This window comes from Streptomyces sp. NPDC029164, from assembly GCF_055563995.1.
In genome coordinates this window covers 50024-64703 of sequence record NZ_JBVHWW010000007.1, presented here as the reverse complement: position 1 = coordinate 64703, position 14680 = coordinate 50024, and the positions used below count along the sequence as shown (strand labels likewise).

11 protein-coding genes and 1 pseudogene are annotated in these 14680 nt (G+C 71.1%); 5 read left to right on the top strand and 7 right to left on the bottom strand.

Annotated features, from left to right (window positions below; genetic code table 11):
- Positions 1–17 precede the first annotated feature (17 nt).
- Entirely contained in the window at positions 18–1241 is a 1224-nt protein-coding gene (fahA, locus tag ACZ4VT_RS09095; RefSeq protein WP_467947917.1) for a fumarylacetoacetase, read from the bottom strand.
- A 339-nt stretch (positions 1242–1580) separates the two neighbouring features.
- Between fahA and ACZ4VT_RS09090 the strand changes: the two genes are divergently transcribed.
- A complete protein-coding gene (locus tag ACZ4VT_RS09090; protein WP_467947915.1) occupies positions 1581–2399 on the top strand; it encodes an HAD family hydrolase in 819 nt (272 codons plus the stop codon).
- 92 nt (positions 2400–2491) lie between these two features.
- On the opposite strand, the gene ACZ4VT_RS09085 is transcribed toward ACZ4VT_RS09090, so the two are convergent.
- Complete coding sequence (locus tag ACZ4VT_RS09085; RefSeq protein ID WP_467947913.1) at positions 2492–4495, bottom strand: CocE/NonD family hydrolase; 2004 nt, start codon at positions 4493–4495, stop codon at positions 2492–2494.
- Positions 4496–4602: 107 nt separating this feature from the next.
- Positions 4603–5343 (bottom strand): annotated as a pseudogene (locus tag ACZ4VT_RS09080) (POT-type proton-dependent oligopeptide transporter); the annotation flags it as partial.
- Positions 5344–5533: 190 nt separating this feature from the next.
- Between ACZ4VT_RS09080 and ACZ4VT_RS09075 the strand changes: the two are divergent.
- The 4 genes from ACZ4VT_RS09075 to ACZ4VT_RS09060 all read left to right on the top strand — a co-directional run bounded on the left by ACZ4VT_RS09075 (position 5534) and on the right by ACZ4VT_RS09060 (position 8732).
- Positions 5534–6544, top strand: coding sequence for a polyprenyl synthetase family protein (locus ACZ4VT_RS09075; RefSeq protein ID WP_319722222.1), 1011 nt, complete (start codon positions 5534–5536; stop codon positions 6542–6544).
- 231 nt (positions 6545–6775) lie between these two features.
- Complete coding sequence (locus tag ACZ4VT_RS09070; protein WP_467947911.1) at positions 6776–7999, top strand: LolA family protein; 1224 nt, start codon at positions 6776–6778, stop codon at positions 7997–7999.
- A gap of 116 nt (positions 8000–8115) precedes the next feature.
- Positions 8116–8319, top strand: coding sequence for a hypothetical protein (locus tag ACZ4VT_RS09065; protein WP_234323499.1), 204 nt, complete (start codon positions 8116–8118; stop codon positions 8317–8319).
- On the top strand, positions 8316–8732 hold the full coding sequence (locus tag ACZ4VT_RS09060) for a hypothetical protein (RefSeq protein WP_467947909.1): 417 nt from the start codon (positions 8316–8318) through the stop codon (positions 8730–8732). The genes ACZ4VT_RS09065 and ACZ4VT_RS09060 overlap by 4 nt, the downstream gene beginning before the upstream one ends.
- A 97-nt stretch (positions 8733–8829) precedes the next feature.
- On the opposite strand, the gene ACZ4VT_RS09055 is transcribed toward ACZ4VT_RS09060, so the two are convergent.
- The 4 genes from ACZ4VT_RS09055 to ACZ4VT_RS09040 form a co-directional block, all read right to left on the bottom strand.
- On the bottom strand, positions 8830–10146 hold the full coding sequence (locus tag ACZ4VT_RS09055; RefSeq protein ID WP_467947907.1) for a M28 family metallopeptidase: 1317 nt from the start codon (positions 10144–10146) through the stop codon (positions 8830–8832).
- Between the two features lie 225 nt (positions 10147–10371).
- Complete coding sequence (rarD, locus tag ACZ4VT_RS09050) at positions 10372–11316, bottom strand: EamA family transporter RarD (RefSeq protein WP_467947905.1); 945 nt, start codon at positions 11314–11316, stop codon at positions 10372–10374.
- A gap of 204 nt (positions 11317–11520) precedes the next feature.
- On the bottom strand, positions 11521–12597 hold the full coding sequence (locus ACZ4VT_RS09045) for a 2-oxoacid:ferredoxin oxidoreductase subunit beta (RefSeq protein ID WP_467947903.1): 1077 nt from the start codon (positions 12595–12597) through the stop codon (positions 11521–11523).
- Positions 12590–14530: a 2-oxoacid:acceptor oxidoreductase subunit alpha gene (locus ACZ4VT_RS09040; protein ID WP_467947901.1), complete on the bottom strand. Its 1941-nt coding sequence runs from the start codon at positions 14528–14530 to the stop codon at positions 12590–12592. Before ACZ4VT_RS09040 ends, ACZ4VT_RS09045 begins: the two co-directional genes overlap by 8 nt.
- Positions 14531–14680: the final 150 nt, after the last annotated feature.

Here is a 14680-nt window from a genome sequence, read left to right as displayed (position 1 = left end):
CGGCGTACGCTGTCGGACTAGCGCGATCCCACGATGCGTCCGGCGACCTCGCCGAGGCCGACGCGGGTGCCGTCCGGGCCGGGGGCCCAGGCGGTGAGGGTAACGGTGTCCCCGTCCTCCAGGAAGGTGCGCTTGCCGTCGGTGAGCTCGATGGCGTCGCGGCCGTTCCAGGTGAGCTCCAGCAGCGAGCCGCGCTGGCCGACCTCGGGGCCGCTGACGGTGCCGGAACCGAAGACGTCGCCGGTGCGCAGGGAAGCGCCGTTGACGGTCATGTGGGCGAGCTGCTGGGCGGCCGTCCAGTACATGGTGGCGAAGGGCGGCTGCGCCACCTCCTGCCCGTTGATCGAGACGGTGATGCGCAGGTCGAAGCCGCCGGGGCGGTCGAGGTCGGCGTCGTCCAGGTAGGGCTGGAGCGGGAAGTCGCGTGCGGGCGGGGCGACCCGGGCCGCGTCCAGGGCCTCCAGCGGGGTGACCCAGGCGGAGACGGAGGTGGCGAAGGACTTGCCGAGGAAGGGGCCGAGCGGCACGTACTCCCAGGCCTGGATGTCGCGCGCCGACCAGTCGTTGAGGAGGAACAGCCCGAAGACGTGCTCCTCGAAGTCGCCCAGCGCCACCGGCCGGCCCAGCTCGGAGGGGGTGCCGACGACGAAGCCGACCTCGGCCTCGATGTCGAGCTTGACCGACGGGCCGAAGACGGGCGCCGGGTCGGTGGGCGCCTTGCGCTGGCCGCTGGGGCGTACGACGTCGGTGCCGGAGACCACGATCGTGCCGGAGCGGCCGTGGTAACCGATCGGCAGGTGCTTCCAGTTGGGGGTCAGCGCGTCGCCGTCGGGGCGGAACATCTTTCCGACGTTGGTGGCGTGGTGCTCGCTGGCGTAGAAGTCGACGTAGTCGGCTACCTCGTACGGCAGGTGCAGGGTGACCTCGTCGAGCGGCACCAGGTGCGGCTCGACGGTGGGGCGGTGGCCGGGGTCGGTGACCCAGGCGGTCAGCGCGCGGCGCACGTCGCGCCAGGCGGTGTGGCCGGCGGCCAGCAGCGGGTTGAGGGAGGACCGCCCGAGCAGTCCCGCGAACGGGGAGCCGAGCGCGGCCGCGGCCGCCCCCGCGTCGAGGACGAATCCGCCGATGCGGACGCCGACCCGCCGCCGGTCGTCCGCGGCGGTCGAGAAGACGCCGTAGGGGAGGTTGTGCGGCCCGAACGGGTCGCCCTCGGGGACATCGAGGGGGCTCTGCTGGGGCATGGGGTACTGCCTCGCTTTCGACGCGGTCCGGGGGTGTCCCGGTAGACACGGTGCGGGACACGCTACTCAGGATCCTGCGGGAAAGCGCGGGCACCCGGGCGGAGATGGAACACACCCCGGGACGACGCTCGTGGTCAGGTATCCACAGTTCCGGTCATATCTGATCTTTTGGTACGTGCGGTCGAGCGGGGGCTCTACGGTCGGGGTTGTGCACTTCCCTGCCCCGCCCCTGTCCTGCTCGACGCGGGAGCGCGTCAAAGTGACGGATGGGGCGTGCGGGAGGCCGGATTCGCGCTCTATTTGTAGGACTTGTCCAAAGGGGTCCGTATCCTTGGCGCCGTGACTTCCGCGCCGCCTCCGGCCCTCCCCTATGCCTTGATCGCCACCGACCTGGACGGGACTCTGCTGCGCGCCGGTGACACCGTCTCGGCCCGGTCCTACACGGCCCTCGCGACGGCCCGCGCGGCCGGCGCCCGGCACATCATCGTCACCGGCCGCCCGGTCCCACAGGTCCGACACGTCCTCGACGACCTCGGGTACACAGGGCTCGCGGTGTGCGGGCAGGGCGCGCAGGTGTACGACGCGGCGCGCGGGCGCCTGCTGCACTCCGTCTCCATGGACCGGGAACTGGCCGAGGTGGCCCTCGGCAAGATCGAGGCGGAGATCGGCGAGGTCTACGCGGCGGTCAACCAGGAGGGACTGGACGCGGAGATGCTGATAGGGCCGGGCTACCGGATGTGGCACCCGCACCTGCCGACGGTGTCGGTGCCGCGGCGCTCGGACCTGTGGACCGCCCCGATCAACAAGGTGCTGCTCCAGCACCCGGAGCTGGACGACGACGAGCTGACGCGGGTGGCGCGGGCGGTGGTCGGGGACCTGGTGAACGTCACGATGGCGGGGGAGCACACGGTGGAACTCCAGCCGCCGGGCATCGACAAGGCCAGTGGGCTCGCGCGGGCGGCGGAAGTCCTGGGGGCGTCCCCGGCCGGGACGATCGCCTTCGGGGACATGCCGAACGACGTCCCGATGTTCGCGTGGGCCGCGCACGGGGTGGCCATGGCCAACTCCCACCCCGAGCTGGTCGCGGTAGCCGACGAGATCACCCTGTCCAACGAGGACGACGGCATCGCGGTGGTCCTGGAGCGCCTCTACGGCTGACCGCCGGCCCCGGTCTCGAAGCCTCGCCGGCGTTTGCGGCGCGGGGTCCGGGGCGGAGCCCCAGGGCCGCCCGCCAGGGCGGTTGGACCCGCCTAGCCCGCCGCCCGAGGCAACCGGCGTTCCCACGTCCGGTGGAAGACCACCTCGCCCCCCTCCCGGCACACCACCTCGTTCGACGTCACGAAGCCGCCCTCGTCGCACGAGATCTCCGACCGCGTCTCCACCCGCACGTCCCAGCCCAGTTCGGGCCGGTGGAGCCGGATCCGCCACTGGGACCGGGCCCGCGCGGACAGCGCGTCGGCGTCCTGGATCTCGTACACCTCCTCCGCGTCCTCGCTGAACTCCAGGCCGTCCGGGTACACCCGCGTGCCCCCGTACCGCGGGTCCACCTCCAGCCGCCACGTCCCGCGCGCGACGTCCCGTACGACCAGCCGGTCCGGGCGCGGTTCGTCCAGCGTGGCCGGGAAGGCGACCCCCAGCGGCGGCGCCTGCTCCGGAGGCTCGAAGGCGATCCCGCCGTCCGCCGCGGAGCCCGCCCGCACCGGCAGGGTCAGCGCGCTGCCCGCCGGGTCCAGGGTCCAGCCGGCCTCCGACCCGGCCCGCGGCCAGATCCACGGCCAGTACGCGGAGGACACGGCGAGCCGGATCCGGTGCCCGGGCGGGAAGGCGTGGCCGATGCCGTTCAGCTCGAAGGTGACGTCCTCGTAGGAGCCCACCGGCCACGGCACGGCCCGGTCCCGGCCCTGGCGGGCGGACAGGTTCAGCGCGCCCCGCGTGACCAGCGTCGAGGCCCCGTCCGGGGCGACGTCGCACAGCCGGGCCACGACCTGCCCGTAGGGCACGTCGAGCCGCAGCCGCAGGGTCACCGAGGGCCGGCCCAGGATCTCCACCGGCTCCCCGCTCCCCACCGGGAACTCGAAGCAGGCCGACTTCGCGTCCTCCTCCCGCTGGTCCGGCGGCAGGTCGGCGTCGTTGCCGAAGGGGAAGAAGCGGCCCGCGTCCATCCCGGTGTGCTGCGGGGAGGCGACGTCCACCGGCGCGCCCTGGAAGACGTACGGGACGGGGATCACGGATGCCGACGGCCAGGCCTTCTCGCCGACCCAGCGGCCCGGGAGCTCCTCGTAGACCGTCGCCGGCGGGTGGGAGTCGCTGATCCAGGCACGCAGCAGCGGCTCGTCCATCACCCCGTTGTCGGTGCCCCGCAGCCAGTGGTCCCACCAGCGCAGGGTCTCCTGGAGGAAGCCGATCGCAGGTCCCGGGGACAGCCCTCGGTCCGGGTACTGGTGCGACCAGGGCCCGATCAGACCCCGTACCCGCCCGGACGGCAGGTGTTCGACCAGCCGCAGCACGGTGTCCCGGTACGGGTCGTGCCAGCCGCCCACCGCGAGCACCGCCGCGCCGATCGCCCCGTAGTCCTCGCAGACGCTGCCGTGGCGCCAGTAGGCGTCGCGGGTCTGGTGTGAGAGCCAGGTGTGGACCGGCGGTTCGACCGCCTCCAGCCGGTCCAGCCACTGCTGCCGCCAGCCGTCGCCGACGAACAGCGGGTCCGGCGGCCGGGAGGCGAAGGCCAGCATGGTCGCCGCCCAGGCGTGCATGTCCACGGCCAGGACCGAGCCGCCCATGTAGTGCACGTCGTTGTCGAAGCGGTCGTCCGTCGAGCAGACGGTGACGACCGCCTTCAGCGCCTCCGGGGCGAGGGCGGCGATCTGGAGGGAGTTGAAGCCGCCCCAGGCGATCCCGAACATTCCCACCGAGCCCGTGCACCACGGCTGCGCCGCCAGCCATTCCACCACCGCCACCCCGTCGGCCAGCTCCCGGGCGTCGTACTCGTCGCCGGGACGGCCGCCGCTGCAGCCGTGGCCGCGCACGTCCACGCGTACCGAGGCGTAGCCGTGGCCCGCGTACCAGGGGTGGCGCTGCCAGTCGCGCGGCGCGGTCCAGTCGGTGAGCCGGTACGGAAGGTACTCCAGCAGTGCCGGAACCGGCTCGTCCGTCACCGGCCGCCAGACGCGCGCGTACAGTTCCACGCCGTCGGCCATCGGGATCCGGACATCCTCGTGGGTGGTCTCGTACGGGAACGCGGTACGGATGATCATGCCTGAGCCACCTCCATGGACCTCAGTGGACGGGGTGCGTCGTGCGCCGCAGCCACGGGGCCGGCGCGATCACGGCGAGGCCCACCGCCACCGCGGCGGCGCCGCTCAGGCTGGCGGAACATCACCGCGAAGTAGACGACGGGGGCGATCACCGAGACGAGGGTGAGCGGGTCCACGAAGCGGTCCGTCGTCAGCCGGCCGGCGGCCGCCAGAAGGGTGGCGAGAGCGGCGAAGGCGAGGCAGCCGCCGACGATCCGCCACACGGCCCCGCACATCGCCGCGGGCGCCAGGGCGTACTCGGCGGAGTGCTTGCGTCCGGCCAGGTGGCGGCGGCCGAGCACGTACTGGACCAGGCCCGCGTCGCGCCGGTCGTCGTCCGTCCGGTACAGCTTGCCGACCATGGTGGCCACGTTCGGCTTGAGCAGGCCGGTGCCCGCGCTGATCAGGCTGAGGCCGACCCAGGTCATGGCGGCGGTCGGCGCGGCCATGGCGTAGTGGCCGCAGGCGATCAGGATGCCGCCCCAGAGCGCGGTCCGGTACGAACCGAGGATGTGGTCGGCGAGCCATCCGCCGGCGACGGAGACGAGGTAGACCATGGTCCCGTACGCCGCCGACACGGAGGCCGCGGTGCCGGGGGCCATGCCGAGGCCGCCGTTCGCCACCGCGTCCGCGGAGTAGAGGACGAGGATCGCCTGCATGCCGAGGAAGGAGAAGCGCTCCCAGACCTCCGGACCGGAGAGCGTGGCGAGGCCGAGCGGGTGGCTGGGGATGGCGTGGTCGTCGCGGGGCGGCGGCTGGTCGTCCGCCGGATCCGCGGGCTCGTCCCTGTCGGTCGCAGTTCTGGGCAAAACGTATGCTCCGGTTGTTTCGGCTCCTTCAGAACATACCGGTGCGTATCGGACAGTGCTCGGGTGGTGGCCGGGAAGGCGCTCTCGGTGATCGAAAACAGACCCGATACGCTGGCTTGAGTGATGGCAGCGACACATCGACAATCCATGTGATCGTCAGCGTGATCGTCAGCAGACAGGAGTACCCCTCGTGACCGTCGTCGGGCCGTTCGGACTGAGCGTGCGGGACCAGGCTCTTGAGACCGATGTCCAGGCCGGACTGGCCGCCGTCGAGGCGGGTCTGCTGGAGGCCACCAAGAGCGAAGTCCCCTTCATCACCGAGGCCGCACAGCACCTGGTCCGCGCCGGAGGCAAGAGGTTCCGGCCGCTGCTGGTGATGCTCGCGTCCCGCTTCGGGGATCCCTACGCGCCCGGAATCGTTCCGTCCGCCGTGGTGGTCGAGCTCACCCACCTGGCGACCCTCTACCACGACGACGTCATGGACGAGGCGGACGTGCGGCGCGGCGTGGAGAGCGCCAACGCCCGCTGGGGCAACTCGGTCGCCGTACTGACCGGTGATTTCCTCTTCGCCCGCGCCTCGCACATCCTGGCCGACCTCGGACCCGAGGCCGTACGCATCCAGGCCGAGGCCTTCGAGCGGCTGGTGACGGGTCAGATCCTGGAGACGGCCGGTCCGCGCGACGGCCGCGACCCCGTCGCCCACTACCTCGACGTCATCGCCGGCAAGACCGGCTCGCTGATCGCCGTCTCCGGCCGCTTCGGCGCGCTCATGGCCGGCGCCGACGAGTCGGTCGTCGACATCCTCACCCAGTACGGCGAGCGGCTCGGCACCGCCTTCCAGCTCGCCGATGACGTCCTCGACATCGCCTCCGACGCGCACGAGTCCGGCAAGACCCCGGGCACCGACCTGCGCGAGGGCATTCCCACGCTGCCCGTGCTGCGGCTGCGCGAGATGGCCGAGCGCGACGGACGCCCCGAGGACCTGGAGCTCGTACGCCTCCTGGACGGCGACCTGACGGACGACGCCCGCCACGCCGAGGTGCTGACCCGGCTGCGGGCGCACCCCGCCCTGGAGCAGGCCCGCCGCGACACCGTCCGGTACGCGGAGGAGGCGCGGGCCACGCTCGCTCCGCTGCCCGAGTGCTTCGCGAAGTCGGCGCTCGAAGAGCTCTGCGACGCCGTGGTGCACCGCGCCGGCTAGCCCTCCGGGCGCCCGCAGTATCGGAACGGGCCCTTCCGCCCCGGCGACCCCTACGGGTCCGGGCGGGAGGGCCCTTCCCGTGTCATCCCACGGTCGTACGCACAGTTGCGTCCGGGGACTGACGCCCCGGCGCCGGTGATTTGGTCAGATGGAGTCATCAACCCCACCAGATCGGGTGAGCGCGGCGACACGGCGGTCGCCGCCGTCGACACAAGAGGGCAGGGCACTGACATGGCAGCGAACACGAAGACTTCTCGCAAGGTCGCCCGGTACGCCGTACCGGTGGCGGTGGCGGGTGTGGCCGCGGCGACCGTGGCGATGGTCCCGGCCTTCGCCAACGCCGGCGGGCCCGACCTGCCGAAGGTGACGGCGCAGCAGCTCATCGAGAAGGTCGCCGCCTCCGACGTACAGCAGCTGTCGGGCACGGCCAAGATCAGCACCGACCTGGGCCTCCCGAAGATCGCGACCGGGCTGCTCGGCGGCGGCGGGGTCGCCGGCGGCTCCGCCAACCCGGAGGACAAGGTCGCGCAGCTGGCCAGCGGCACCCACACCTTCCGCGTCGCGGCCGACGGCCCGGACCGCCAGAAGCTCACGTTCCTGGACGGCAAGGACGAGTACAGCCTCATCCACAACGGCGACGACGTGTGGGGCTACGACTCCAAGTCGAACGAGGTCTTCCACGAGAAGAGCCCGCAGGGCGGCAAGGACGCCGGCAAGGACGCCGGCAAGGAGCACAAGACGGCCGACCGGCTGGCCGCCTCCCCCCAGAAGATCGCCGAGGAGCTCCTGAAGGCCGCCGGCCCGACCACCGACGTCAGCGTGGGCGACACCGCGCAGGTGGCCGGCCGGGACGCCTACCAGCTGGTGCTCAAGCCCAAGCAGAGCGGCTCCACCGTCGGCTCGGTCCAGATCGCGGTGGACGCCAAGACCGGCGTGCCGCTGCGCGTGCAGCTGCTCTCCTCCCAGGGCGGCAAGCCGATCGTGGACGCCGGCTTCACCAAGGTCGACTTCGCCAAGCCGGCGGCCGACACCTTCGCCTTCACCCCGCCCAAGGGCGCCAAGCTGACCGAGGGCGTGGACGAGGCGGGCAAGGGCGACAAGGGCGAGGGGTTCAAGGCACTGGAGTCCTTCCCGGGCCTGGACGGCCTGCTGGGCGGCCCGAACGGCCAGGGCGACGTGAAGGTGCTCGGCGAGGGCTGGGCGACGGTCGCGCGGATCGACTCGGGCGCGGGCAAGGGCCTCAAGGACTTCGAGAACTCGGCGAACGACAAGAACGCCCCGAAGGAGGCCAAGCAGTTCCTCGACTCCCTCGGGGACAAGGTCACCGGGAAGTTCGGTGAGGGCCGGGTCCTGTCGACCCGCCTGGTCAACGCCCTGGTCACGGACGACGGCAAGGTCTACGTCGGCGCGGTCACCAAGGACGCGCTGGTGAAGGCGGCCGACGCCAACAAGTAGTCACTCGGGCGTCACCCCGCACGAGAGCGCCGCGAGGGTGGGCCGGGACTGTGTCCCTGCCCACCCTCGCGGCATTCCTGCTGCCCGTACAGCACAGCCGCTGTACGGTGTTGGACATGTCGAGACACGTCACCATCCGCCTGGACGAAGAGTTCCACGAACGCCTGAAGGCGCGCGCGGCGGCGCTGGGGACGACGGTCACCGCGCTGATCACCGAGGTCACGGAACGCGAACTCGACGAGGACCGGAAGAAGTTCCTGTCGGGCATAGAGGAGTTCGCCGACCACTGGAGCTACTTCCAGGAGCGGTTCGGCCATTGAAGATCACCATGGAGTGGGCCTGGACCGCTCTGGCCCACCATCTCCCGTCCGACCCCGCGGTGTGGGATCCCTCCGGGGTGGCCGCCGCGGTCGCCCGGCACCAGAACGACCTCGTCCTCGTGCCCGAACAGCCCGCCCCGGACACCGCGTGGCGGGCTGCCGCGTTTCTGCACACCCTCGCGGTGTGCCCGGCGCTGGAATCCCCGATGAACGAGTTCTACGCGGCCGCCGCGACCCGCTCGTACCTGCGGGTGGCCGGGGCCCGGCAGCTGCCCTCGCCGGAGGAGCTCGGCGACCTCGTGGAGGCGGCGAAGCTGGGGCGCGCGGACATCGCGGCCGTCGCCGAGGAGCTGCGCGCCCGGATCCAGGAACCGCTGCCCGCCTCGCTGCAGGGCCGCTCCGAGGACGCGTAGGCCCTGTCCGGGACGGCGACGGGCCCCGGCACGATCGGGTGGGATCGTGCCGGAGCCCTTGGGGATCGGCGCGTGTGCGGCAGGGCCGGCGGTGCGCCTAGAAGGTGATCTTCCAGCTGTTGACGTAGCCGACGTCCTGCGCGGCCGCGTCCTTGACCCGGAGGTTCCAGACCCCGTTCGCGACCTCGCTGGAGGCGTTGACGGTGTACGACTGCACGAGGTTGTCGGCGCTGCCGCCGGTGCGGTTGTGCAGGTTGTAGACCGTGCCGTCCGGCGCCACCAGGTCGACGACCAGGTCACCGCGGTACGTGTGGACGATGTTCACGTCCACCTTGGTGGTGGCCGGGGCGTTGCCCGCGACGCCCGAGACCGTGATCGGCGAGTTGACCGCGGCGGCGGGGGAGTCGGGGATGTTCACGTCCGTCGTGCTCTCGAAGGACGCGCCCGGCGGGACCGGGGTGGCCGCCCCGAGGTTCCAGATCGCGTACGCGATGGCGTCGGCGTTGCGGTCCAGGGCCGTGTCGTTGATGTTCGACAGGCTGTCGCAGGAGGAGTGGTAGCAGCGGTCGAAGGCCTGACCGGCCGTGCCGCCCCACTTCTGGGCCTGCGCCGAGGACTTCGTGTTGCTGGCGCCGGTGAACAGGCCGCCGACCGGGATGCCCACGTTCTTGAACGAGGCGTGGTCGGAGCGGCCGTCGCCCTCGGTCTCGATCTCGGTGGGCACGCCGAGGCCCGCGTAGTAGTTCTTGAAGGTCTGCTCGATGGTCGGGTCGTCGTCGTAGACGAAGTAGCCCGGGTTCGGCGAGCCGATCATGTCGAAGTTCAGGTAGCCGGAGAACTTCGCGCGCTCGGCGGCCGGCAGGTTGTTGACGTAGTACTTCGAGCCGACCAGGCCCAGCTCCTCCGCGCCCCACCAGCCGAAGCGCAGGTGCTTGGTGGGCTGGAGGCCGGCCCGGGAGACCGCGAGGGCCGTCTCCAGGACGGCCGCACTGCCCGAGCCGTTGTCGTTGATGCCCGCGCCCGAGGTCACGGAGTCGAGGTGCGCGCCCGCCATCAGCACGGAGTTGGGGTCGCCGCCCGGCCAGTCGGCGATCAGGTTGTAGCCGGTGGCGCCGCTGGAGGTGAAGGTCTGCAGCGTGGTCGTGAAGCCGGCCGCGTCGAGCTTGCCCTTCACGTAGTCGATCGAGGCCTTGTAGCCGGCCCTGCCGTGCGCGCGGTTGCCGCCGTTGTTCGCGGCGATCGTGGAGAGCTGCGACAGGTGGGCCTTGACGTTGGCCAGCGGTATGTCGGGCGGGGTCGGCGCCGCGGTGACCGCCGTGGGGGCGGCGAGGGCGGCGGGTGCGGTGGAGGCGATCAGGCCCGCGACCGCGAAAGCGGTCACGGCGGCAAGGCGCCGGGAGACGGACAGGCTCATGTGGGGGCTCCGGGATTCCGCGGGGATATGACGGAACGAGCGGGATAGAGCAGGTGAGCGTTAGTGCGTCAGTGCGAGCCTGATGTTCAGCGAGAGTATGACTGTCCGTCAAGACCATAATCCGGTCACGGCAGTTCGGAAAACGGACGACCCCCGGTACGAGTGGTCCGTACCGGGGATCGTGAGGGTGGAGCGTTTGCCGGTGCGTACCCGGCGGCGGTCCTGTTACGCGGGCTCGCGGGCCGGCGCCGCCACGACGACGGGGGCTGCCGCGAGGGCTGCCCGGGAGCGCCGTGCCGTGCGCAGCGCGTCCCAGGTCAGGAGGGCGAGCGCGGCCCACACCAGGGAGAAGCCGGCCCAGCGCTCGGGCGGCATGGCCTCGTGGAAGTACAGGACGCCCAGCCCGAACTGGAAGACGGGGGCCATGTACTGGAGCAGCCCGAGGGTGGACAGCGGGACGCGGATGGCGGCCGCCCCGAAGAGCACCAGCGGGATCGCGGTGACCAGTCCGGTCGCGGCCAGCAGCAGCGCGTGCCCGACGCCCTGTGCGGCGAAGGTGGACTGGCCCTGCGCGGTCAGCCACACCAGGTAGCCCAGGGCCGGCAGGAACAGCATGGCCGTCTCGGCGGCCAGCGACTCCAGCCCGCCCATGTTGAGCTTCTTCTTGATCAGCCCGTACGTCGCGAAAGAGCAGGCCAGGACCAGCGAGATCCACGGCGGCCGCCCGTAGCCGATGGCGAGCACGAGGACGGCGACGAAGCTGAGGCCGACCGCCACCCACTGCACGCGGCGCAGCCGCTCGCCCAGGAGGAGCACGCCCATCGCGATGCTGACCAGCGGGTTGATGAAGTAGCCGAGGCTCGATTCGACGACGTGGCCGTTGTTGACCGACCAGATGTACAGGCCCCAGTTCACGCCGATCACCGATGCGGCCAGCGCGGTCAGGCCGAGCTTGCGCGGCTGGCGCAGCAGCTCCCGTATCCAGCCCCAGCGGCGCACCGCGAGCAGCGCCAGCCCGACCACGGCCAGGGACCACGTCATGCGGTGGGCGAGGATCTCCACGGCCCCCGCGGGCATCAGGAGCGGCCAGAAGAGGGGGACCAGCCCCCACATCCCGTATGCGCCGAATCCGTAGAGCAAACCCGTGCGCTGCTCGTTCTCCGCCTTCACGGGGCCTCCTGTGCGACTTCCAGCCAACTTCACGACCGTAGCGCCGCACGGCCCGGATGTCATGCCCGTAATCGCGAGATACTCATGACATCTCCAGGGGCTTGCGCGCCGAAGCCCGGATCTCCTGCGAGATCCGGGCTTCGTGCGGCTCCGTACGGCCGTGTCCGTGTCGCGTGTCCGTGTCGCGTGTCCGTGCCGTGCGGGTCAGCCGACGACGGTCCAGGTGTCGTTGCCGGTGAGCAGCGCACCGAGGTCGCCCTTGCCGCTGCGGTCGACGGCCGTGTCGAGCTGGTCGGCCATGAGGGTGTCGTAGACGGGCCGCTCGACGCTGCGGAAGACCCCGATGGGGGTGTGGTGCAGGGTGTCGGGGTCGGCCAGGCGGGAGAGCGCGAACGCCGTCGTGGGGCTGGCGGTCTTCGCGTCGTGGACCAGGACCCGCGACTCGTTGGCCGGGGTGACGTCGACGACCTCCAGATCGCCGGTGGCCGGGTTGCGCACGACGCCCTTCGCGCCGTCCGTGCCGAAGCGGATCGGCCGGCCGTCCTCCAGCCGGATCACGGCCTCCAGCGCCTGGTCCTTGTCCTTGAGGACCTCGAAGGCGCCGTCGTTGAAGATGTTGCAGTTCTGGTAGATCTCCACGAGCGCCGTGCCCTGGTGGTCGGCCGCCGCGCGCAGCACCTCAGTGAGGTGTTTGCGGTCGGAGTCGACCGTGCGGGCGACGAAGGAGGCCTCGGCGCCGATCGCCAGCGACACCGGGTTGAAGGGCGAGTCCAGCGAGCCCATCGGCGTGGACTTGGTGATCTTGCCGACCTCGGACGTGGGGGAGTACTGCCCCTTGGTCAGCCCGTAGATCCGGTTGTTGAACAGCAGGATCTTGAGGTTGACGTTGCGGCGCAGGGCGTGGATCAGGTGGTTGCCGCCGATGGACAGCGCGTCGCCGTCGCCCGTGACCACCCAGACGGACAGATCGCGTCGGGAGGTGGCGAGGCCGGTGGCGATGGCGGGCGCGCGGCCGTGGATGGAGTGCATCCCGTACGTGTTCATGTAGTACGGGAAGCGGGAGGAGCAGCCGATGCCGGAGACGAAGACGATGTTCTCCTTCGCCAGCCCCAGTTCGGGCATGAAGCCCTGAACGGCGGCGAGCACGGCGTAGTCGCCGCAGCCGGGGCACCAGCGGACCTCCTGGTCCGACTTGAAGTCCTTCATCGACTGCTTGGACTCGGCCTTGGGCACCAGCGAAAGCAGCGTGCGGGACCCGTCGGTCACGGTCACCTCAGTCATTGATGGCCTCCTCGAGGACCTTTGCGAGCTGCTCGGCCTTGAACGGCATTCCGTTGACCTGGGTGTACGACTGCGCGTCGACCAGGTATTTCGCCCGGACCAGGGTGGCGAGCTGCCCGAGGTTCATCTCCGGCACCACTACCTTCTCGTAACGCTCCAGAACCTCGCCGAGATTCCGGGGGAAGGGGTTCAGGTGGCGCAGGTGGGTCTGCGCGACGGGGAGTCCGGCGGTCCGCAGCCGGCGCACGGCCGCGGTGATGGGGCCGTAGGTGGAACCCCAGCCCAGGACGAGGGTGGTTGCCCCGTCCGGGTCGTCGACGTCCAGGTCCGGTACCCGGATGCCGTCGATCTTCGCCTGCCGGGTGCGGACCATGAGGTCGTGGTTGGCGGGGTCGTAGGAGATGTTGCCGGTGCCGTCCTGCTTCTCGATGCCGCCGATGCGGTGTTCGAGGCCGGGCGTGCCGGGAACGGCCCACGGCCGGGCGAGGGTCTCCGGGTCCCGCTTGTACGGCCAGAACACCTCGGTGCCGTCGGCGAGGGTGTGGTTCGCGCCCGTGGCGAACTTGACCTTCAGGTCGGGCAGGTCCGCGACCTCCGGGACCCGCCAGGGCTCGGAGCCGTTGGCGAGGTAGCCGTCGGAGAGCAGGAAGACCGGAGTCCGGTAGGTGAGCGCGATCCGGGCCGCGTCCAGGGCGGCGTCGAAGCAGTCCGCGGGGGTCCGCGGGGCCACGATCGGGACGGGCGCCTCGCCGTTGCGGCCGTACATGGCCTGGAGGAGGTCCGCCTGCTCCGTCTTCGTCGGCAGACCGGTGGAGGGACCGCCGCGCTGGATGTCCACGATGAGCAGCGGAAGCTCCAGCGACACCGCGAGACCGATGGTCTCCGACTTGAGCGCCACACCGGGCCCGGAGGTGGTGGTCACCCCGAGCGCCCCGCCGAAGGCCGCCCCGAGCGCCGCGCCGATGCCGGCGATCTCGTCCTCGGCCTGGAAGGTCCGCACACCGAAGTTCTTGTGCTTCGACAGCTCGTGCAGGATGTCCGAGGCCGGGGTGATCGGGTAGGAGCCCAGGTAGAGGGGCAGGTCGGCCTGCTGGCTCGCGGCGATGAGGCCGTAGGAGAGGGCCAGGTTCCCCGAGATGTTGCGGTAGGTGCCGGTGGGGAAGGCGCGGGTGGCGGGCGCGACCTCGTAGGAGACCGCGAAGTCCTCCGTCGTCTCCCCGAAGTTCCAGCCGGCCCGGAAGGCGACGATGTTCGCCTCGGCGATCTCCGGCTTCTTCGCGAACTTCTGCCGCAGGAACTTCTCGGTGCCCTCGGTGGGCCGGTGGTACATCCACGACAGCAGGCCCAGCGCGAACATGTTCTTGCTGCGCTCGGCCTCCTTGCGGGAGAGCCCGAAGTCCTTCAGCGCCTCGACCGTCAGGCTGGTCAGCGGTACCGGGTGGAGGTTGTACGCGTCCAGGGATCCGTCTTCCAGCGGCGAGGTCTCGTAGCCGACCTTGGCCATGGGGCGCTTGGTGAACTCATCCGTGTTGATGATGATCTCCGCGCCGCGCGGCACGTCCGCGATGTTCGCCTTCAGCGCCGCCGGATTCATCGCCACCAGCACGTTCGGGGCGTCGCCCGGCGTGAGGATGTCGTGGTCGGCGAAGTGGAGCTGGAAGGAGGAGACCCCTGGGAGGGTTCCGGCGGGGGCGCGGATCTCGGCGGGGAAGTTCGGCAGCGTCGACAGGTCGTTTCCGAACGACGCCGTCTCCGAAGTGAACCGGTCACCGGTGAGCTGCATACCGTCACCGGAGTCACCCGCGAACCGGATGATCACACGATCGAGACGGCGTACTTCCTTGCTGCCCGGGCTCACCGGGGTGCGTTGTCCACCAACCGCACCCCCGGCCCCGTCGGCCTGCTCGGCTGGGCTGCTGACCTGGCTGGTCACTGAACTGGACCTCCTTCGAGGCGTGGGCACCCCCAGAACCCACCCTACGTCCGTAGGGATCAGGCTCCCCGGAGGCGATCACATTCTGGACCGTAGGACCGCCCCTTGAGACGGTCCGACCGGTATGCCGTATCTGACAGACTGTCAGTG